The sequence below is a fragment of the Bacillus sp. AR13-1 genome, from assembly GCF_008042285.1.
GTDB classification, from domain to species: Bacteria; Bacillota; Bacilli; order Bacillales; family Bacillaceae_G; genus Bacillus_A; species Bacillus_A mycoides.
The window spans coordinates 115465-136409 of sequence record NZ_QNUA01000022.1; the positions used below are offsets into that span (position 1 = coordinate 115465).

Below are 20945 nucleotides of genomic sequence, written 5' to 3' on the forward strand. Positions count from 1 at the left end.
GAATCATCCAGTCGTTAAAACTAATTAACCGGCAGTCGAATACCGTTCCAGTTACCTACATCACATTGGCCAAATTCATTATTACCTACCGCGACCACCGTGCCGTCTGATTTAAGTCCGACCGTATGCGCACAACCAGCCGCTATCGCTACAATATCGCGCCAATCACTTACATTACATTGACCATACTCATTCCAGCCCACTGCCACCACGGTACCGTCTAATTTAAGTCCGATTGTATGATTACTCCCTGCCGCTATTGCCACAATATTGCGCCACTCTCTTACATCACATTGACCCTGTTTATTATTACCCACAGCCGTCACCATACCGTCAGATGTAATACCAACTGTATGAAGATATCCCGCCGCTATCGCCACAATATCATGCCAGCTACTTACATTGCATTGGTCATACCGATTATTACCCACAGTCGTCACCGTTCCGTCCAATTTAAGACCGACTGTATGCCAGTCACCCACCGCTATCGCCACAATATCACGCCAGCTACTTATATTGCATTCTCCTTCTTTATTTCGTCCCACCGCTATCACCGTGCCATCCGGTTTCAGGCCAAAGGTACGACGCCAGCCCGCCGCAACCGATACAATATTATGCCAGTCGTTTACATCACATTGATCATGCTTATTCCACCCCACTGCAACCGCAGTATTATCACATTTAAGAGCGATTGTATGAGCATTACCCGTGTTCGTCGCCATATGAACATTGCCCGCTGCGACTGCTTCAATATTACACCAGCCGCTTACATGGCATTCACCTTCTTTATTTCGTCCCATTGCTACCACCGTGCCATCTGATTTAAGAGCAACGGTATGACCACGACCCGCCGCTATCGTATCTTTAGGCCACCGTTTCACTTTTAACACCTCTTCTTTCGGTGAAATGTAATTCATGTTTTACCTCCTTGCATATAAGCAACTGTATCTAAATAGATATTTTCATCAAATTTCATTATAAATGAACTAACTTTTTTATAAATCTACATCTCCAAAGGAACCTATTACTTCTTCTTCAAAAATAAAAACCTCCAGTTTAAATACTAGAGGTCTTCTATTTTATTTCTTTAGTCTCTCAATAAAATCCTGTAACTTATCAAGCGATTTCATATTATGATTACAAGCTACACCATCTTTGCAAATATAGTTTCCCTTTCTAACGAAAGTTCCTGGTACATCACCTTTAATTTCAACTAAAAACATTCCTACTTCTTCATGCCCATGACATAATGAACAAATGCTTTTTTTATTTAAACTTTGAAATGTTCCTTGCAGACCAACAAACTTATTTTTATCATTTTTCGCTATAATAAATTTCCTGCTTGACCCTTTATCAATCCAGCTTAAATAAGATAATTCTTTCATGTCCAGTTCTTCCATATCAGGAAGTTTTAATTTTTTCGCTTTAGGAAATAATTTTTTTAATGTTTGTGCTGTAACTTCCTGAAACGGAATGACATACGGATTTATTTTCATTAAAAACGATTCTGCATCTTCTCTATTTTGAACTGTTAATACCGTATCAATTAACTCTTTCTGTTCATCCGTTAAATTCTCAAATACATGTATTATCTTTTCAATCGCAAGTGATTTTAACGCTTGAATTACACCTCTATCATTTGCCGTTGCATGCCCATTTGCTAAAATATAAGCTTGTGACTTTATAAAATTGTATTGATCACTTCTAATAAAAGCTTCCATCTTTATCACTCCATACAAATTGTTGATCTAGTCTTATTGTATACAATGATTCAGCTTTTTGATATGTAAAAGATAACTTAGAAATGAACATTACATACTCTGACTATGTTCTACCGAGGCATTTCCTGACAAAAGAAACCATCATCTGTTTTCCATTCTGCATATAATACATCTTCAAATTTAGTAATCCCTTTTTGCTTTATTTGTTTATAAAGCCATCCTTCATCAAAACCTGCTTCCCTCAAATTATCTTTCACTACTTTTCCATCACTAATTAATGAAATCGGTAAGTATACAGGTTTATGTTTTAAACTTAAATCATTTATAGTAGGAGATTCATATTTGCTTTTCTTCAGAACACTTATGTTTCCATTAGGTTCCAAAATCATATATTCAACTTCTCGGATTGAAAATATATCTTTTTGTTGTCTTAGCATTTGTTGTAGTTGATTAATGTCCAAATGATTTGAACTTAGTTGTTCCCGGTCAATATATCCATTACGGATAATGATTGACGGAGAGCCTTCAAAAAAACTTCTCGTCCCTCTAAATTTTTGCGTTATCACTTCTATTGTATAAATTAACACTACCCATACAAGTACTGCATATAAAATAGACCATACTTTTATTTCCGGATCATATATAGTATTTCCTACTAATTCTCCGAGAACTATGGCAGAAATAAAATCAAATGGCGTTAACTGAGATATTTGTGTCTTCCCTAATATTTTAGTAGCAATCAATAGCACAAAAAAACCAAAAAATAGTTCTATCGTTATTTGTCCTAGATGATTCATATATGCTCACCTTTCTGCTTTTCACTCAAATGCTCTATATTCTATTTAGTAAAAAGCCGGCACATTTTTTCTATTATCTTGCCCATTCATATCCAATAGATACAAAACAAAAAGAGTCTACTTCAATTTAATAATTGAACTAGACTCTTTTATTTTCATTTAGAATACACAATCTTTTTAATCGTTTCTCCGGAAAGAAAATGCTCCTCCGCAAGTTGATGAATGGAAATTCCACTTTTAAACGCTTCTTTAATAGCTTTGTTTCTTTCATCTAGTTGTTTTCTTCCTCCAGATTGTGTACCCCATTTATAATGTTTTGTTTCTTGTTTTGGAATGTAAATTGTTTCACCTTGTATATACTTTTGAATTTCAGCAATTAAACTTTCTGGTAAAACCGTCGCAGCTTTAACGTATTTCATTTCTGCTCGCCCCTTATTTTTTATGGTTCATTTCAATAAGGTGCAAAGCCAAATATAAAAAATGATACGAGCTCATTTAGGCGATTGTATATTACTTGTCTACCCCACGCAAAGTATCGCCATTTCCATACTTGGCTTTGCATGAGACGCTGCAGTGTCTGGCAATTGAATTATAATCGCCATATAAACACCTCCTAATATACCTTTTGCATTTTATTATATGATAAATTTCTTCCCCTTGCATCCACATCCTTTTTAAAGCACGAAGTTACTTAGTTTGATATAATACTTTTTAGTCCAATCCAAAAGTATAGTGAGGTTGCGTTATGAAAAAGAATATTATCATTACAATCGTTACATTATTCATTATTACTGTAGCATTATTCGGAACATACAAATTGATGAACGCAAGAAGTTTTCAATTGTTTGGAGGTTTAACAAACCGAGTAGAAACAAATGAAAAAGTGATTGCTTTAACTTTTGATGATGGTCCTACTAACAATGTAAAACAAATATTACCGCTACTAGATCGATACAATGCAAAAGCTACTTTCTTTTTAATCGGAAATGAACTAGAGAAAAACCTATCGTTAGGAGAAGATATCGTACAATCTGGACACCAAATTGGAAACCATACATACTCTCATAACAGAATGGTTTTCAAAACTCCTTCTTTTATTAAAGAAGAAATAGAAAAAACGAACTCGATAATCCGTCAAACAGGATATACAGATGAAATTGATTTTAGACCACCTAACGGTAAAAAGCTAATTGGTCTGCCCTATTATTTAAATAAAAACAATATCGAAACAATCACATGGGACCTTGAACCTGATACTTTTTATACATCTACAGCTGATAAAATTGAATATGTTAGTAAAAATGTAAAACCAGGTTCTATCATTTTATTGCACCCTATGTACGATGAATCTAATGAAAATCTGCAAACTATTGAAGGTATTTTAGACTCTTTATCTAAAAAGGGCTATCAATTCGTGACAGTAAACGAATTGCAAAAAAAAGCAAAATAAAAAGGTAGCGTATCATATCTCGATACGCTACCTTTCTTTTATATAATTCCAAGTACATTTAGGAATACGATAATAATCGCAATTGGTGCAATATAGCGAAGTAAGAATAACCATAATACGAACAGTTTATAGCCTTTATTTTTACTTACACCAAGTTCTTTCATTAATACATCTTTCTTCATTTTTAAAGGGACAAAGATGGAAACTAATAAAACACCAAGTGGCATTAGTATGTTACTAACCGCATAGTCTGCTAAATCAAAAATTGTTTTCCCAAATGGTTTCACATCACTTAACAAACCGAATGATAAGGCTGATGGAACCCCTACAACAAAGATTAACAAGCCAACAATTAATGCCATTTTTTCACGTTTCCCTTTACTTTTACCTTTAGTTGTTAAAGATGCAACGCTAATTTCTAACATCGAAATTGCTGATGTAATAGTAGCAAAGAAGAATAGTAATAAGAAAACAATGAAGAATAATTTCCCGAACGCCATTTTACTGAAAATAGCTGGCAGTACGATAAACAATAGCCCCGGCCCTTGAGATGGTTCCATTCCAAATGCGAATACAACTGGGAAAATCGCTAGCCCTGCAAGTAATGTAATAACAAGTGTTAAAGCTACGATAGAAAATGCTGAACGCGGTAAACTTTCTTCTTTCGGTAAGTATGAGCTATACGTTACCATAACGGCTACACCGACGGATAGCGAGAAGAACGATTGCCCCATTGCATATAAAATGATTTCTGACGTTACGTTTGAGAAATCAGGTTGTAAGAAGAATCGAACTCCTTCTCCAGCACCGTCTAAAGTAAGTGCACGAACAATTAGTACAAAGAATAATACGAATAATGCTGGCATGAAATATTTATTTACTTTTTCAACACCATTTTGTACACCTTTACTTACGATAAAAATAGTAATAAGGATGAATAATAGCTGTGATCCAACTGCTAAATATGGATTGGAAATGATTTCACCAAACGTAGCTTCGTATGCCCCATTTCCTTCCCATAGTCTACCTGTAATTGCATTCCATAAATATAGTAAAATCCATCCCCCTACAACACTGTAGAAAGAAAGTAGTATGAAACAAGTTACAATCCCTAATTTACCTAACCAAGGCCATAGTGTTTTTGGTGCGATTTCGCTATACGCCTCAACGGCCTCTTTTTGTGTACTTCTTCCGATAACGAATTCAGCTAATAATAGCGGTAAACCAATTAATAATGTGAAACCGATGAAAATAAGGAAGAACGCGCCGCCTCCTCCAATTCCGGCCATATACGGGAACTTCCAAATCGCTCCAAGACCAATCGCTGAACCTGCTGCAGCTAATACGAAACCTAATTTCGATGTCCATTGCTGTGAATTCATTTGTTAATCTCCTCTCTTTATCTTTTTCTGTTTTACAATCCGGTATTTATATTGTTCTATCCATACTCTTTTCTAATACGTTCACTTCCTCCCTAATAAAAAACGTCCCTACGTAAATACGTAGGGACGACAAAAATATCGCGGTACCACCCTAGTTGTGAAGATACACCAAAGTTAGGACCTAAATAAAAAACGTCCCTACGCAAATACGTAGGGACGATAAAATATCGCGGTACCACCCTAGTTATGAAGCCACACCAAAATTAGGACCTAAATAAAAAACGTCCCTACGTAAATACGTAGGGACGATAAATATCGCGGTACCACCCTAGTTGTGAAACAATCTTCACCACTTTATTTGATAACGGTATAAACTACCGTCTTTCATTTCCTCATAATGTGAGATTTATGAAAGATGCTCCAGGACGAACTTCATGAATAATCTATATACTGATTCACACCAACCATCAGCTCTCTGAAATAGGGAGATATTCACTACTATACCCTTTCATTGCCCAAATATTATTTTCCGAATTGATTACTATCATTTTTATCATACATTAAAAATAGTGTCAACTTATATTTTGAATTTTTATGCATTACATTCTATTTAAAGATTCAAAATATGACTTTTGTATGAATAGTATTAGAACATTTATGGTTTATACTGTATTAACTTCTCTAGCAGGTTTATAGTAGTATACGATAAATGCAAGACAGCACGAGTAGGAGGAAAGAATTTTGTCTACTTCAAAAGTTTTAAAAGGTACCGCTTTATTAAGTGGTGCAACAATGATTTCACGAATTTTAGGTTTTATATACTTTTTCCCCTTTCAATTATTAGTTGGAACGCAAGGGGTCGCTTTATATGGATACGCATACTCTTGGTACGGTATTTTATTAAGCTTTTCAACAGCTGGTATTCCTATTGCCGTCTCAAAATTTGTTGCAAAACATAATGCACTTGGTGATTATAGTACAAGTAAAAAATTGTATAACTCGAGCGTAAAATTAATGATGTTTATGGGCTTTTTAGGATTTTTAACTTTATTTATTGGAGCACCGTACATATCACAATTTATTATTCGCTCGAAAACACCAGATCCACAATTTATCGCAGACGTAACACTTACAATGCGAGCATTAAGCTTCGCGCTTATTATCGTACCAGCTATGAGTGTTACACGTGGTTATTTCCAAGGTTTTCAACATATGAAACCAAGTGCTGTTTCTCAAGTCGTAGAACAAATCGCACGTGTCGTTTTCATTTTAGTTGGTAGTTTTATCGTCTCAAAACTATTAGGAGGTTCAGTAGCTTCTTCTGTTGCAGTTGCTACATTTGGTGCTGTTATCGGGGCACTTGCAAGCGTCTCTATTTTAATGATGTACTGGAAAAAATATAATGGATTAAAACCTCCTGAAGGTGAGCTGAAAACGAGATCATCAAACATTCCGTTAAGAAGTATTTATATGGAATTACTACGTTATGCAATTCCAATTGTATTTGTAGGCATTGCAATCCCGCTCTATACGTTAGTAGATCAATATACCGTAGCTGATGTCCTTAGAGCAATGGGAGAACCTTTAGAAACCGCGAATGCAGTTTTCGCTTATATAACGAACTATGCCCAAAAGTTAATTATGATTCCGGCTTCACTTGCAACTGGATTCTCATTAACAATTATTCCGGCTATAACGAAATCATTTACAAGCGGGAAGCTAGATGAATTACAAGGACAAATTTCAAAGATATTTCAAGTATTATTATTCTTCACTATCCCAGCCGCATTCGGTCTTGCTAGTATCGCTTACGATGCATTCCGCATGGTTTATGTAAATCCTGAAATTGCACTTGGTGGATCACAATATTTAATTTCATTTGCACCTTCTGCTGTATTAAGTGCAATTTTCACAGTTTCAGCTGCTATATTACAAGGAATTGATTATCAAAGAAAAACAATGATTGCATTCTCAGCCGGTATTCTCGTTAAAATTGTGGTGAACACACCGCTCTTACATTTATTCGGTGGACATGGTGCTGTACTTGGAACAATTCTCGGATATCTCGTTTCAAATATTATTATGTTGTACTGCATCGTTAAGTTTGCGAAATTTAAAATTGGCGAAACAGCAAAAACAGTATTTCTTATTACGATTTACTCCGCAGCAATGTCTGCTGTTGTGATCGTATTAAGAGCATTTATAAGCTGGATTATTCCTGGCCAATCTTATGTAGAATCACTGATTATTGTATTTATATGCGCATCAGCAGGAGGACTTGTTTATCTTTTATTCGTATTAACGAGTGGACTTGCTTCGCATATTCTCGGTGATAGGATTCGACGATTACCTGTATTAGGAAAGTTAGTAAAATAAAAAAACAAGAGATGTAAAGCGTTGTTACATCTCTTGTTTTTTTACATCTCTTGTTTTTTTACTTCGCATATTGAATGCGCTTTTGTTGTTCAGCAATATTTAATTCTGGAGCATATTGTTCTACTAAATGTAATACCTCTTCGATCAACACTTCTAACTCCTGTACACTATACTCTGGTTCCCCTATCAGCGTATCCGCCATACGCTCATATAGATTTTCAGGTTTAATATTCATACGCTCTACATTATAAGCCATCCATTTAAATGCAGGATGGTGCACGTACATTCTATTCAAACCGAATAAAACACCGAATAAATCCCTTTGTACTTCACAAATAACATCATAAAGCATAAGCCAGTCTTTTCGTTTTAAAAGCGCCTCTCGATTATGCCAACGATTGCTTAACCAAAGGTTTTCTGAAATCATCCTTTTCGCCAGTTCTTCTGGAAATGCTTCAACTCTTTCTTTTAGAGCATGTACTTTTACTTCTCCATACAAACTCACACCATCATGAACCGATGATACAATACATTGTTTCTCATAATTTATATCATACTGCTCTATAACTTCTGAAATAATTTTTTCTACTGTCAATGTTAAAAAGTTACTAATCTCTAGTTTAATTCCTTCTTTCGTCAAATACGTTTCCGACCATTCTTCGTCCTCGTAAGGATGATATGACAAAATCGTTCCACCAATATTATTAATTGGACCTAGACGCTCTTCATCCTCTGGTGGTTCTGACCATAAAATGTGTAATTCAATATCTGAATGTTCATCTTCTAACTTTCTCGCTACAGATCCTGCTAAAATAATAGCTTCGACTTTCTGGTTTTGCCTATAAATCTCCGACACCTCTATCGCTTTCTCTTTTAATCCCATTGCATTTCCCCCTAAAACTGCAGTACTCCCCTTACTTTTCATTTATCTATTTCGATATTAAACATTATATTACCTTTTCAAATTTCCACTAAATCATATTTCTACCCAATAACGCTGAACAATTTCGCCAGAATTAGAAGAAACTACTTCATTTTCTAGCACACCGCCAACCTTTTGAATCGTTTTAGCCGAACCAACATTAGCTTTATCACAAGTTATTAGCACTTTCTTCAACCCGAATTTTTGCGCCTCAGCCAATGAAAGTTGCAGTTGCTCAGTTGCATAACCTTGGCGACGTTTATTCGGATGAACACTATAACCGATATGACCGCTTTCCCACAATAACTCTGGATTTAACCGGTGTCGAATATTCACAAAACCTATTATTTTTCCATTCTCAACACTAACAAACTGACTAGATGGTACTCGATTAGATGGTAAATTTTTTCCTTCTTCTTGTGTACTTACTTTTTCAAACCATTCACCAATAGAATCGAAATTTTGTAAAGAACAACTACCGTGCGGTTCTTCTCCTGAATGTAAAAATGCCTGCCTATACTCCATAATTTGTTCGCTATATTCGTATGTTGGTTTCAATAGCTTCATTGTCATTCTCCCCACTCACCCATTATCTATTTTTCTAAAAGAAACACCTTAATAGGGGATTTTCATCCTTACTATTAAGGGCTTCTATCACTTTTATTCAAATAGCCCCATACTTAAATAGCGCTCCCCTGTATCAGGTGCAATACATAAAACCTTTTTACCAGCACCTAAGCGTTTTGCAATCATAATTGCAGCGTACACAGAAGCTCCTGAAGATGGTCCTACTAATAAGCCTTCTTGTCTTGCTAAGTTTCTCATTGTAGTTAATGCTTCTTCATCCGCAATTTGAATAATTTCGTTATACACTTCTGTATTTAAGTTTTTTGGAATAAACCCTGGGCTTGTTCCGACTAGTTTATGAGGGCCTGGAACACCACCAGATAACACTGGTGATCCTTTCGGTTCTACTACGGCAATATATAAGTTTGGTAGTTTCTCTTTTAACGTTTCACCGGTCCCTGTAATTGTTCCACCTGTTCCTGCGGTTGCTACAAATGCATCAAGTTCTCCATCCATTTGTTCATAAATTTCAAGTGCAGTCGTATAACGATGAATATTCGGATTTGCTGGGTTTTCAAATTGCTGCGGAATAAAACTATTTGGAATTTCTTTTTGTAACGCTACCGCCTTCGCAATTGCTCCTGGCATTCTTTGTTCTGCTGGTGTTAAAACTACTTCTGCGCCGTATGCTTTCAATAAATTAATACGCTCTTTGGACATATTATCTGGCATAATTAAAATAGCTTTATACCCTTTAGCAGCTGCATTCATCGCTAAGCCAATTCCTGTATTTCCACTTGTCGGTTCAATAATTGTATCACCTGGCTTAATGAGACCATGTTCCTCGGCAATATGAATTAAGTTATAGGCAGCGCGATCTTTCACACTGCGTGACGGATTAAACATTTCCAGTTTTACATACACATCCGCTGCGTCCTCTGGAATAAATTTAGATAATCGGACAACAGGTGTATCTCCTATTAATTCTGTAACGTTTTCACATAATTTCATAGCGCATCCCCTATTCTATCGTTTTCTTATCATTTGGCAGTAACAATGAAGTAAGTCCAATTAATGGTAAACCACTACATAATAGCATAATAAATTGAAGACTATACATATCAGCTAATTTCCCAAGGACTACAGCACCTAATGCTCCAAGACCAAACGCAAGACCGACAATTAATCCTGACACCATTCCAACTTTCCCTGGAACAAGTTCTTGTGCATATACAACGATTACACTAAAACTACTAGAGCTAATAAATCCAATGCATAAAAATAACGGTACAACCCACATAAGAGAAACGTGAGGTAACAATAGTGCAAGCGGCGCTGAACCGAGCATCGAAAAGACAATAATCTTTTTCTTACCGAATTTATCTGCTAACGGACCACCAAAGAAAGTACCTAATACACCAGCAATCATAAAAGCGAAGACGAAATACTGTGCATTTTTTATAGATAAACCGTAATGCTCTATTAAATAAAATTGATAGAAATTCCCGATACCAGCACCGTACCAAGAACGTACAAATGTTAGAAAAACAAGAAGTATAATAACAAATTTAATGTGCGTACTTACAATCGCATTTTCAGCCTCAAGTGCAGCCCTCTTTTTCCTTCTTACAGCACCAGTGGCTAATTCATTTTTATACCAATTTGATACGAAAATTAGTAATACAATTCCTACTGCTGCAAAGGCTGTAAAACCTAAAGAACCAATTTGACCGAGCGGAACGAAAATTAATGCTGTAAAAATAGGTGCTAGAGAATTCCCTGTATTTCCCCCCACTTGATAAATCGCTTGTGCTAAACCTCGTTTTGCACCGGCTGCCATGTAAGCAACACGAGCGCCCTCCGGATGAAAGACCGCGGAACCTAATCCAATAAATAAAACAGAAATAATAACAACTATAAAGTTCGGTGCAAATGCGAGTCCAATCATCCCAAGCATACTCGAAAACATACCGAGCGGTAATAAAAATGGTGACGGCTTCTTATCTGAATACATCCCAAAAACCGGCTGCATAATCGATGACGTCATATTTAACGCAAACGCAATCCACCCTACTTGCATATAGGATAAATTCATCGTTTTTTCCAAAATAGGAAACAACGCGGGCACAACCGCTTGCATCGAATCATTCAAAAAATGTCCGAAACTAATCGCAAATAATATTCGATATATTGTCGGTGTTTCTACTGTATTTTTTTGTGAAACTGCCTGCATATGTGTATTTCTCCTTCCTGTACAAAATATATATTTATTACAGTTAGTGTAATAAATTTAGACTTTAATCAGAAAAAATTCTGAGTTTTGAAACATTTCTATTCTATACTGGTTTCATTTCTTTTTCCAGAAATTCAACTTCTAAAAAAATATGTTTTTTCTATCTGCTTTGTCGGATTTATTTATATGAACTCTTTGTATTTTCTTTTATACTAAGGCAGGACGAAAGGAAGGCTTGCAACTATGAAGAAAAGACGATCCTAAAACATATTAGGATCGCCTTTTTTTATTAAATAGAAAAACGCTTATATTTCTCATAATCACTCGTCTTACATTCTAGTGCCATTTTCGTACCTTCGTTTTCATAACTCGTAGATAAAACGTGTGCATGATTGTTGAAATACGAAACTACCTGCCCTTGATCATACGGAATTAACATTTCACACTTCGTATACTCTTTATAAATGTGTGAACGAACTACTTCTACAAGCTCTTTAATTCCAACATGTTTCTTCGCAGATAGATAAACGCGATCTTCTTGCACTTTCGGAATTTCAACATCTACCAAATCTGATTTGTTATATGCATATATCGTCGGGATATTTTCCACGCCAATTTTCTTTAACGTTTCATTTGTAATATCAATTAATTGCTCATAATTGGGATTTGAGTAATCTACAACGTGAATAAGTAAATCTGCTTCCGCCACTTCCTCTAGCGTTGAACGGAATGCTTTCACAAGATGATGCGGTAACTTACTTACAAATCCAACAGTATCCGTTAATAAAAATGATTTATTATCCGGCAAATCAATATTTCGTACAGATGTCTCTAACGTCGCAAATAACATATCTTTTTCAAATACTTGTTTCTCTACAGTACCATTAAAAATTTCAAGCATTGTATTCATTATCGTTGATTTACCTGCATTCGTATATCCTACTAACGACACAACTGGAATTTCATTTTTCTTACGTTGTTTACGCTGCGTTTGGCGCTGTGCAACAAGTGCTTCTAATTCTTTATTTAGAGCCGCAATTTGTTCTTCAATTTTACGACGATCTAATTCCAACTTCTTCTCACCGACACCTTTATTTTTCGTGCCAACTCCCCCGCTTTGTCTTCCTAAAGATTCACGAAGACCGATTAAACGAGGCATCATGTACTGAAGATGGGCCACTTCTACTTGCAACTGCGCTTCTTTCGTTTTCGCACGTTGCGCAAAGATATCTAAAATTAAAATGGTACGATCAATTACTTTACAATCTAAATCCTCTTCTAAATTTCGAATTTGTGAAGGAGATAATTCGTCATTAAAGATGACCATATTTGCATCTGCTTCTTTCACATACGCTGCTACTTCTTCAATCTTCCCTTTTCCAATATAATGCGACGGATTTACTCGTTGTAAATTTTGCGTCACTTGACCGATTACTTCCACATCACAAGCTTCCGTAAGATTTGCTAACTCTTCCATCGAATATGCAAAATCAGCTTCCTTACCTAAATTCACTCCAACTAATATTGCTCTTTGTAATAATTCTTCCATATATTTATTCCTCCATTTCGATTACGCAAAATAAAAAACACAGGTCACTGCCTGTGTTTTCGTAAACGGATAAGGGTTCACCAAAGAAATAGAAGAAAGCAGTGCTTTCGTCCTATACATGGTCAAAAAGTCCCAAGATAGTATACGTATCCAACAAGTGTTCACCTATACTATCCCATTCTATTTATAAAGGCAAAACAAAAAGAGGGCGTATTCGTCCCTCCCTCTTTTTCACATATAAGCTTAATAAAGGGTTCCTTTAAAATAGGCAGACCAATCCCGTTCACTCTGTACACAGACAGAGCCTTTGAGCGCTATTCAATTATTGGCACAAAGTATTGAGACGTAATCTGATTAAGATCAAAGGAAGCCCCTCCGTTCATTTTAAGTTACATAAAGTGTAGCATAAGTAATTCGCTTTCACAAGATTAAACCACCCATAGAAACAGAAAGAAAATCTTTATATTTTTACTTTAATCGTCATTTTTTGCGAGTTCTTCTCACAATAAAAATAACAACAGCAATTAACAATAACACACCTATAGAAATGATAGTTACTTGCCACCAACTTAAACCGCTTACCATTTCATCTTTTAAATCCACTTTCTTCGTCGGAACAGACTCTTTTGCAATATGACTTAAAGCATTTTTCTCAATCTCTGCCTCATCTAATCTCTTCGTTCCACTGCAGATAGATGTCTCTAACTTTTCCTCTCCTCTATAAGAAGAAAAGACTAAGTACTCTCCTCCCTCTGCAAAACGAAATGCACAGCTACTTACACTTGTATATATAATAATTCGCGAAGAACTTGTCCCTTTCCAAATTTTCTTCACTTCAAATAATGTTTTAATTCCGCCTTCACCTTTCTCTTGAACTTCTAACACCTTACCTTCAAACACCACATCATTTTTTTGAAATGCATCTTCTGGTGATACATTAATACAGTCACAAGCATAAGATTTCTCTGGCAAAATAAAAAAAGTAAAGCTACAAATTAAAACAAGAGACAACAAATAAATGATTCTTTTCAAGAATCTCAGACCCCTTCAAAGTATCAATTTTAGAAGCTTTCCGTATATTATTTGGACATCACTCCTCAAATCCCTTTCTATTTATTAAAATATATTAATTTTATTAAACAGAAAATCTTTATTGACATTTTTATAACCTGATATTAGTATCAGGTTATAAAAATAAGTTAGGAGATGTTCCTATGAATTCTAAATCTCGTATTACCGCAATTGGTACTTATGTTCCAGATCAAGTATTGTCTAATAACGATTTAGAAAAGATGGTCCATACGAATGATGAATGGATTGTACAAAGAACAGGCATGAAAGAAAGAAGAATTGCTAACGAAGACGAATACTCCTCACACTTAGCCATTAAAGCAATCGAAAATTTGTGTACAACATATAAGAAAAACTTAGAGGATATTGACTGTATCATCGTCGCTACAACTACTGCTGACTATGTTTTCCCTAGTGTTGCTTGCCAAATACAACAATACTTCAACATACCTCATACACTAGCTTTTGATTTAAATGCGACTTGCGCTGGTTTCACATACGGACTGCATGTCGGTAATAGCTTAATCACTTCTGGATCACATCAAAAAGTACTCGTCATAGCGACAGAGACATTATCTAAAGTTACTGATTACACCGATAGAACGTCCTGTATTTTGTTCGGTGATGGCGCTGGAGCTATTTTATTAGAAAGAGATGAAAACAAACCAAGCTTTATCGCTGCTCACATGGGAACAAACGGTGACGGTGGCATTCATCTATACAGAACAAACTTATCTACTACTATGAATGGCACACCACTACAAACAAGTGAAAAAATTGTTCAAAATGGAAGAGAAGTATATAAATGGGCTGTACGAACAGTACCATACGGCATAAAAGAACTATTACATACTGCAAATTTGCAAATAGATGATATAGACTGGTTCATACCACATAGTGCTAACTTAAGAATGATTGAATCTATTTGCGAAAAATCAAAAATATCTATTCAAAAAACATTAACGAGTGTGGAAGATATGGGGAATACATCTTCCGTCTCTATTCCACTCGCTTTAGATTTAGCTAGAAAAAAAGGAAGATTAAATAACGGAGACACACTTTTGCTATACGGATTTGGTGGTGGGCTTACGCATTTAGGGCTTATTGTGGCATGGGATTTAAGTTAAATACATTAAAAAGAAGTTCTAGGGAATAACTAGAACCTCTTTTTAATTTCATGAAATTTATTTACCTATCCGAGACCATATCACAACTGGAATAAGCAGTAGGGCTACAGCCCCTCCCGCTAATGATAATGCCGCATAACTGGAATTAGCTACTACCATTCCTGACATCGCTCCACCTGAAGCTCCGGCTAACGCAATAAAAACATCTATTTTCCCTTGTGTTTTAGCACGTGTAGAAGGAGTTGTGGAGTCAACGATTTGTGCTGTACCACAAATCAATCCGAGATTCCATCCTAATCCAAGTAAAGAAAGAGCAACAATTAATAATAATAAAGAATCACTCGGTGCTATCGCAGCTATGACACCCGCTGCAAGTAAAATCATCCCACCAGCTATACTCATCGTAGTACGGCCAATTTTATCAATTAACATTCCTGTAACAAGCGATGGAAGGTACATTGCACCTACATGAAAACCAATCACGAGACCTACTGCACTTAAACCATGACCGTGGTGTCCCATATGAACTGGCGTCATCGTCATAATCGCAACCATCACTATTTGAGTAAGTATCATAACGATTGCTCCAACGGTAACACCACGCTTATTCTCTATTATTTCTTCTGTTACTGGTTGCCCTTTATATGTATGTTCTTGTTTATATGTTTCTATTATGTTAGCAATAATTAATGGATCTGGACGAAGCATAACAAAAAGTACAAGACCCGCAAGTATAAATGCCGCTGCTGATAATATGAACGGACCAGCAAGGTTAGGAATTCCAATTGAATGGGCAAAATCCCCCATTACACCTACTAAATTCGGACCAGCCACCGCACCAAAAGTCGTCATAACCATCGTAATACTAATAGCAGTTGCTCGCTGCTTCTTATCTGCTAAATCGGTACCAGCATAACGAGCTTGTAGATTCGTCGCTGTACCTGCACCGTATATGAGTAAAGAAACTAGTAAAAGAATAATACTATTTGTTAACGCAGCCAATACAACTCCAATAGCCCCTAGTCCCCCTACTATAAACCCTGTTGCAAGTCCTATTCGGCGACCATATTTTTGCGATAACTTCCCAACAAAGAAAGCCGCTACCGCAGATCCCATTGTAAACATAGCAGCCGGTAATCCTGCATATGCATCTGTTCCAAGCATTTGCTGTGCAAGTAGTGCACCTACTGTAATTCCAGCGGCTAACCCTGCTCCGCCGAACATTTGTGAAATACTAACTATTATTAACGTTCGTTTATATAATTTTTGTTGTTCTTCTTCTGTATACACATGACCACTTATTGAATCATCCACCTTACCTAGCATTTCCTCACCTGCTTTATGAAATGAATCTCTCTTTTTAATATTTCATTCTTCCCTTTACTTCACAAAGATTTTCTAACCAGACTTTATCATTATTTTAGATAGAAATCTAGAACATTGCACCGGAATTGACTTTACTAATTTTAATAATAAAAGATATTATAGTCATAATTTAGAGGAATTGAATCTAGAATTCCATACTAACTTTGCTTTTTATAAATAAACACTAATATTTCTAGTAATAACTAACGATTAAACAATTGAGCTTTCACTCCATATTTACAATAAAAATAAACAAAAAACACAAATTTTCACTTGTGCTTTTTTGTTTATTTTTTATCAAAGGTTATCTTTAAGAAAATCCGTAATTTCTCGAATTGTAGCTTCGTTTCTCCGGTAGTATGTCCACTGACCGTGCCTTGTCGATTCTAATAACCCAGCTTTTTGCATCATAGAAAGATATTGTGAAATGGTTGATTGAGAAAGGTTAGCTTTTTCTTGAATATCCCCTACACACACACCGCCTTTTTCATTAATATTTTTTGATAAATGTGCTGATGGTTTATCAAAGTATTTCTCTGGTTCTTTCAACCATTCCAAAATATTTAAACGTGTATCATTTGAAAGAGCTTTAAAAATTTCGATTCTATTCATATCCCCATATTAATCGGCTATTTACGATATGTCAATTTGTCCAGTCATGTGTTTGACTTTTAATTTTGACATATCGGGAATTACCGATTAATATAGTTAACAGAAACATTAATCGGAATTTCTCGATATGCCGAATTATAAAACATGGAGGTAATAAAAATGAATGTAAAACGTAATCGAGCATTTGCCTTATTAACATTGGCTATTTCAGCATTTGCCATCGGTGTCACAGAATTTATAAGTGTTGGCCTACTCCCTTTAATTTCTAATGATTTAGCTGTTCCTGTTAGTATGGCGGGACTAACTGTCACTGTTTACGCGTTAGGTGTGACAATCGGTGCTCCCGTACTAACTTCTCTCACAGCGGGGATACCTAGAAAAAAATTGTTATTATTAGTCATGCTTGTCTTTATAATTGGAAATGGTATATCCGCTCTTGCTCCGAATCTCTTTGTATTATTAATAGGTAGAATTATAGCCTCTTTTTCGCATGGTGTTTTCATGTCCATTGGTTCATTAATGGCCGCTTCATTAGTTCCAGAAAATAAACGAGCACAAGCAATTTCCATTATGTTTTCTGGCCTTACTATTGCAACTGTTACCGGTGTTCCTATCGGTACATTCATCGGTATACAATTCGGCTGGAGAATGGCCTTCTTATTTATTACAATTATCGGCGCCATTGCATATATTTCAACACTTTTACTTGTACCCAAATCCGAAGAAAAAGGCACACCTTCAAAACTAAAAGATTTTAAAGAATTATTTACAAATACAAGATTATTATTAGTATTTATTATAACCGCTTTTATTTCGAGCGGAACATTCACAGTATTTACTTACCTTTCTCCACTGTTACAGGATGTCACAATGTATTCTTTAAATAGCGTAACAATTATTCTTTTCCTCTATGGGATTATGATTGCAATCGGAAATTTAATCGGTGGAAAGGTGACGAATACTTACCCCATCCACTCCTTATCCAACATCTTTATATTTCATACGGTTGTACTCTTATTGTTATACTTTGCAGCTCCATTCAAAATTCTTGGTTTAATAGCTGTAGCTTCAATGGGATTATTCGCCTTTATGAATGTTCCAGGACTTCAATTATATACTTTGATTTTAGCAGATCGTATTTCTCCTAAAACTACACATGTAGCTTCTGCTATAAATATTGCTTCTTTTAATATAGGAATTGCAACTGGTTCTTATATTGGTAGTATAATTATTGAACATAGCTCTATCATACACGTAACATGGATAGGAAGTTTACAAGTTTTCATCGGATTAATCCTCACCCAAATCAGTAAAAAGTTGGATCCGAAACTATTGTAATAAATAAAAATAGGCTACTATTCAAAATCTATTTGAATAGTAGCCTATTTTATAATATGAGTGATATTTATTACTACGACTCTTCCACTAGCTTCTTCTTTCTTCTACTAATTCGAAGTCTCCCTTCCCAAAATAACAAACTTACTAAAGCACAAATTAAAATAACTGGAACACTCGCTTTATATAAATCAGTAAAACTCATAGCCATCTTATTTTTGGCATACTGACTTACATCTTTTGAAAATACAAGTACTTCTTTCTTTATACTCTCCTCTTGTTTTTCAACTTCTTTTGTTACTCGATTCGTAACTTCTTCTCTTTTTATCTCTCGATATTCTACTGGAACTCCACTTAATACTTCATCCACTTTTTGGTGAATTAATTCGTCTTTTTTCTCTTTACTTAATCCCACCAATGTTTCATTTTGTTTCTTTTCTACATTTGTTTCTATACTTTGTTTCTCTATTTTTTCTTTTGTTACCTGTAATATCTCAGCTTGCTGAGCACTATCCACATGAATATTACGCACTTTTTCTTCTGCATAACGATATACATTCTCTTTATTTACAGATAAGTTGTGTGTTAAGTTAGATACAAATATCGCTACTGCTAATACAATACCTACTTGACGTAACATCGATACGACAGTTTGAGAAGCAGTTAATAATTCTCCTTCAAACGAAGATGCACTTAAAACTGTAATTGGCCCCACTACTAAACCATATCCAACACCTAATATCATACATGGGATAATAATTTCTATATTTGTTGAATTAACGTCAATCATTTGCAACCAATAGTAGGATAGGCCCATAACAAGAAACCCTGACAAAATAATAGTTACTTTTCCAAATTTTTTAATTAAAGTTGCTGCAACCGGTGAGACAAAAAATATCATCGCTGAAATAGGTGTCACTAAAAAAGCAGCTTCAATTTCCGTTCGGTATTGTATTTTTGTCAAGAATGTTGGAAGTAATACAGTTACTCCAATTAAAAATAAATTACTTAATATAACAACGATAGACGCCCCTGCAAACATTCGATCTTTAAATAATTTTAAATTCACCATCGGATTATGAATCTTTCGTTCCACTAGAACAAATAGAATAAGAGAAATAGTGCTAATTGCATAACAAGACCAAGCGATATTACTTTGCCATCCCCACGTATTGCCTTTCACTAATACGAGAGTAAAAGAAAAAATCGCTAAACTACTTAATATGAGTCCAATCCAATCAATTTTTGAAATAATACGTTCTTCATTTTTTACTTGTAACATAATACAGCATAAAATGATTCCAAGAATACAAATCGGAACATTGACGAAGAATACCCATCTCCATCCTACATTTTGCGTAATAATTCCGCCTATTACCGGACCAAGTGCAGCTGACAATCCTTGCGTTACTCCTAAAATAGCAAGTGCAACATGCCTCTTTGCTAACGGCATAGCTGATACACCAATTACCATACTTGTCGGAAATAAAATTGCTGCTCCAACACTTTGTATAAAACGAGAAAAAATAAGGAAGTCACCTGTATTAGCAAAAGCACAAAGCACTGATCCACCACCAAAAATAATTAAACCGAGAATATACACCTTTGCTTTCCCAAAAATATCAGCTATCCGTCCTAGCGGGATTGCGAGTACTGCAATCGTCATTGTATAAACATTTAATACCCAAGACATCTTCTCTAATGAAGTATTTACACTCGATTGTATTGCTGGTAAAGCTATATTCATAATCGTTGTATCAATCATACAAAGAAAAATACCTAAGCACATTAAAAAGACAATCTTAATACCCTTTGACTGCTCCATGTTAATCTACCCCTTTATTCATTGTGAACGTGTTTTTCATTCTTCCGTTTTATTGTTTTCTTTTGCTTCTAATTGCTGTAACTTCCTCTTCAACATCTCTACTTGTGCACTATATGATGCAATACCTACATCGAGCGAAATTTCTTCAACGAAAGTAATACCTTCTCTCCATTTTTCATATTTCAAACGAAGATCCGCAATGTACGCTTCTTTCCTTTCAATTTCGTCTTCAATCCATTTTTTTATCGCCCTATCATCACTATAATTACCAAAATACATCCTCATTAAAAAATCTGAACGTAAAACGTCTTTCTCTACATCCGTTTGCATGTATTTATAAAACTCTTCACGCCCTTCATCTGTAATAAAGTACATTTTCTTATTCGGTTTCCCTTCTTGCATGACAATTTCTCTTTTAATTTTCCCCTCCTTTTCCAATTGTCGTAACGTTGGATAAATCATTCCAAAGCTTCCATCAAAAAAGTAAGTAAATACATCCTCAAACACAATTTTAATGTCATAACCAGACAATTCTTTTTCCATTAATAAACCTAAAACAACATCTCTTCCCTTCAAAATAAGACCCCCATGCAGTATATAATCAATAATCATA

The 20945-nt window shown here is 35.2% G+C and carries 19 protein-coding genes and 1 other annotated feature; of the genes, 4 read left to right on the forward strand and 15 right to left on the reverse strand.

Annotation, left to right across the window (positions count from 1 at the left end):
• Positions 1-20: 20 nt before the first annotated feature.
• The 4 genes from DN408_RS18030 to DN408_RS18045 form a co-directional block, all read right to left on the reverse strand.
• On the reverse strand, positions 21-917 hold the full coding sequence (locus DN408_RS18030; protein ID WP_002126777.1) for an RCC1 domain-containing protein: 897 nt from the start codon (positions 915-917) through the stop codon (positions 21-23).
• Positions 918-1079: 162 nt separating this feature from the next.
• On the reverse strand, positions 1080-1721 hold the full coding sequence (locus tag DN408_RS18035) for a FusB/FusC family EF-G-binding protein (RefSeq protein ID WP_002126776.1): 642 nt from the start codon (positions 1719-1721) through the stop codon (positions 1080-1082).
• 110 nt (positions 1722-1831) lie between these two features.
• A complete protein-coding gene (locus tag DN408_RS18040; RefSeq protein WP_002126773.1) occupies positions 1832-2518 on the reverse strand; it encodes a DUF421 domain-containing protein in 687 nt (228 codons plus the stop codon).
• A gap of 155 nt (positions 2519-2673) precedes the next feature.
• Positions 2674-2937: a CD3324 family protein gene (locus tag DN408_RS18045; RefSeq protein ID WP_002012161.1), complete on the reverse strand. Its 264-nt coding sequence runs from the start codon at positions 2935-2937 to the stop codon at positions 2674-2676.
• A 326-nt stretch (positions 2938-3263) separates the two neighbouring features.
• Here DN408_RS18045 and DN408_RS18050 point away from each other — a divergent pair, with 326 nt between their 5' ends.
• Complete coding sequence (locus tag DN408_RS18050; RefSeq protein ID WP_078178777.1) at positions 3264-3968, forward strand: polysaccharide deacetylase family protein; 705 nt, start codon at positions 3264-3266, stop codon at positions 3966-3968.
• A gap of 38 nt (positions 3969-4006) precedes the next feature.
• Here the strand turns inward: DN408_RS18050 and DN408_RS18055 are convergent, their stop codons facing one another.
• Positions 4007-5350, reverse strand: coding sequence for a sodium-dependent transporter (locus DN408_RS18055; RefSeq protein WP_061675714.1), 1344 nt, complete (start codon positions 5348-5350; stop codon positions 4007-4009).
• Between the two features lie 298 nt (positions 5351-5648).
• Positions 5649-5871 (reverse strand) — a binding site (T-box leader).
• Positions 5872-6091: 220 nt separating this feature from the next.
• On the opposite strand from DN408_RS18055, the gene DN408_RS18060 reads away from it, so the two are divergent.
• Positions 6092-7726 (forward strand): putative polysaccharide biosynthesis protein, encoded by a 1635-nt coding sequence (locus tag DN408_RS18060; protein ID WP_002168662.1) that lies wholly within the window; start codon positions 6092-6094, stop codon positions 7724-7726.
• Positions 7727-7784: 58 nt separating this feature from the next.
• On the opposite strand, the gene DN408_RS18065 is transcribed toward DN408_RS18060, so the two are convergent.
• The 6 genes from DN408_RS18065 to DN408_RS18090 form a co-directional block, all read right to left on the reverse strand.
• A complete protein-coding gene (locus DN408_RS18065) occupies positions 7785-8609 on the reverse strand; it encodes a DUF4037 domain-containing protein (RefSeq protein WP_003188604.1) in 825 nt (274 codons plus the stop codon).
• Between the two features lie 93 nt (positions 8610-8702).
• Positions 8703-9215, reverse strand: a complete 513-nt coding sequence (locus DN408_RS18070) for a GNAT family N-acetyltransferase (protein ID WP_304487897.1) — start codon at positions 9213-9215, stop codon at positions 8703-8705.
• A gap of 93 nt (positions 9216-9308) precedes the next feature.
• Positions 9309-10226, reverse strand: a complete 918-nt coding sequence (gene cysK / locus DN408_RS18075; RefSeq protein WP_002126763.1) for a cysteine synthase A — start codon at positions 10224-10226, stop codon at positions 9309-9311.
• A 10-nt stretch (positions 10227-10236) separates the two neighbouring features.
• A complete protein-coding gene (locus DN408_RS18080; protein ID WP_078421906.1) occupies positions 10237-11448 on the reverse strand; it encodes an MFS transporter in 1212 nt (403 codons plus the stop codon).
• A 289-nt stretch (positions 11449-11737) separates the two neighbouring features.
• Positions 11738-12997 carry a GTPase HflX gene (hflX, locus tag DN408_RS18085; protein ID WP_002126761.1) on the reverse strand — a complete coding sequence of 420 codons (1260 nt, stop codon included), beginning with the start codon at positions 12995-12997 and terminating at the stop codon, positions 11738-11740.
• A gap of 480 nt (positions 12998-13477) precedes the next feature.
• A complete protein-coding gene (locus DN408_RS18090; protein WP_016126767.1) occupies positions 13478-14029 on the reverse strand; it encodes a hypothetical protein in 552 nt (183 codons plus the stop codon).
• Positions 14030-14211: 182 nt separating this feature from the next.
• On the opposite strand from DN408_RS18090, the gene DN408_RS18095 reads away from it, so the two are divergent.
• Complete coding sequence (locus DN408_RS18095) at positions 14212-15195, forward strand: ketoacyl-ACP synthase III (protein WP_002126759.1); 984 nt, start codon at positions 14212-14214, stop codon at positions 15193-15195.
• A 57-nt stretch (positions 15196-15252) separates the two neighbouring features.
• Here DN408_RS18095 and DN408_RS18100 read toward each other — a convergent pair whose 3' ends face one another.
• A complete protein-coding gene (locus DN408_RS18100) occupies positions 15253-16521 on the reverse strand; it encodes an MFS transporter (protein ID WP_050000207.1) in 1269 nt (422 codons plus the stop codon).
• Between the two features lie 336 nt (positions 16522-16857).
• Positions 16858-17172 carry an ArsR/SmtB family transcription factor gene (locus DN408_RS18105; RefSeq protein ID WP_050000206.1) on the reverse strand — a complete coding sequence of 105 codons (315 nt, stop codon included), beginning with the start codon at positions 17170-17172 and terminating at the stop codon, positions 16858-16860.
• 159 nt (positions 17173-17331) lie between these two features.
• Here DN408_RS18105 and DN408_RS18110 point away from each other — a divergent pair, with 159 nt between their 5' ends.
• On the forward strand, positions 17332-18510 hold the full coding sequence (locus DN408_RS18110; RefSeq protein ID WP_050000205.1) for an MFS transporter: 1179 nt from the start codon (positions 17332-17334) through the stop codon (positions 18508-18510).
• A gap of 73 nt (positions 18511-18583) precedes the next feature.
• On the opposite strand, the gene DN408_RS18115 is transcribed toward DN408_RS18110, so the two are convergent.
• Positions 18584-20332 carry an MFS transporter gene (locus DN408_RS18115; RefSeq protein ID WP_147740280.1) on the reverse strand — a complete coding sequence of 583 codons (1749 nt, stop codon included), beginning with the start codon at positions 20330-20332 and terminating at the stop codon, positions 18584-18586.
• Between the two features lie 36 nt (positions 20333-20368).
• Positions 20369-20908 (reverse strand): PadR family transcriptional regulator, encoded by a 540-nt coding sequence (locus DN408_RS18120; RefSeq protein WP_050000203.1) that lies wholly within the window; start codon positions 20906-20908, stop codon positions 20369-20371.
• Positions 20909-20945: the final 37 nt, after the last annotated feature.

What these genes read in the sequence shown, in the direction of transcription:
- DN408_RS18110 (WP_050000205.1), top strand. Translation starts at nt 17,332, where the DNA reads ATGAATGTAAAACGTAATCGAGCATTTGCCTTATTAACATTGGCTATT.
- DN408_RS18095 (WP_002126759.1), top strand. Translation starts at nt 14,212, where the DNA reads ATGAATTCTAAATCTCGTATTACCGCAATTGGTACTTATGTTCCAGAT.
- hflX (WP_002126761.1), bottom strand. Translation starts at nt 12,997, where the DNA reads ATGGAAGAATTATTACAAAGAGCAATATTAGTTGGAGTGAATTTAGGT.
- DN408_RS18030 (WP_002126777.1), bottom strand. Translation starts at nt 917, where the DNA reads ATGAATTACATTTCACCGAAAGAAGAGGTGTTAAAAGTGAAACGGTGG.
- DN408_RS18055 (WP_061675714.1), bottom strand. Translation starts at nt 5,350, where the DNA reads ATGAATTCACAGCAATGGACATCGAAATTAGGTTTCGTATTAGCTGCA.
- DN408_RS18040 (WP_002126773.1), bottom strand. Translation starts at nt 2,518, where the DNA reads ATGAATCATCTAGGACAAATAACGATAGAACTATTTTTTGGTTTTTTT.
- DN408_RS18070 (WP_304487897.1), bottom strand. Translation starts at nt 9,215, where the DNA reads ATGAAGCTATTGAAACCAACATACGAATATAGCGAACAAATTATGGAG.
- cysK (WP_002126763.1), bottom strand. Translation starts at nt 10,226, where the DNA reads ATGAAATTATGTGAAAACGTTACAGAATTAATAGGAGATACACCTGTT.
- DN408_RS18100 (WP_050000207.1), bottom strand. Translation starts at nt 16,521, where the DNA reads ATGCTAGGTAAGGTGGATGATTCAATAAGTGGTCATGTGTATACAGAA.
- DN408_RS18065 (WP_003188604.1), bottom strand. Translation starts at nt 8,609, where the DNA reads ATGGGATTAAAAGAGAAAGCGATAGAGGTGTCGGAGATTTATAGGCAA.
- DN408_RS18115 (WP_147740280.1), bottom strand. Translation starts at nt 20,332, where the DNA reads ATGGAGCAGTCAAAGGGTATTAAGATTGTCTTTTTAATGTGCTTAGGT.
- DN408_RS18045 (WP_002012161.1), bottom strand. Translation starts at nt 2,937, where the DNA reads ATGAAATACGTTAAAGCTGCGACGGTTTTACCAGAAAGTTTAATTGCT.
- DN408_RS18080 (WP_078421906.1), bottom strand. Translation starts at nt 11,448, where the DNA reads ATGCAGGCAGTTTCACAAAAAAATACAGTAGAAACACCGACAATATAT.
- DN408_RS18105 (WP_050000206.1), bottom strand. Translation starts at nt 17,172, where the DNA reads ATGAATAGAATCGAAATTTTTAAAGCTCTTTCAAATGATACACGTTTA.
- DN408_RS18035 (WP_002126776.1), bottom strand. Translation starts at nt 1,721, where the DNA reads ATGGAAGCTTTTATTAGAAGTGATCAATACAATTTTATAAAGTCACAA.
- DN408_RS18050 (WP_078178777.1), top strand. Translation starts at nt 3,264, where the DNA reads ATGAAAAAGAATATTATCATTACAATCGTTACATTATTCATTATTACT.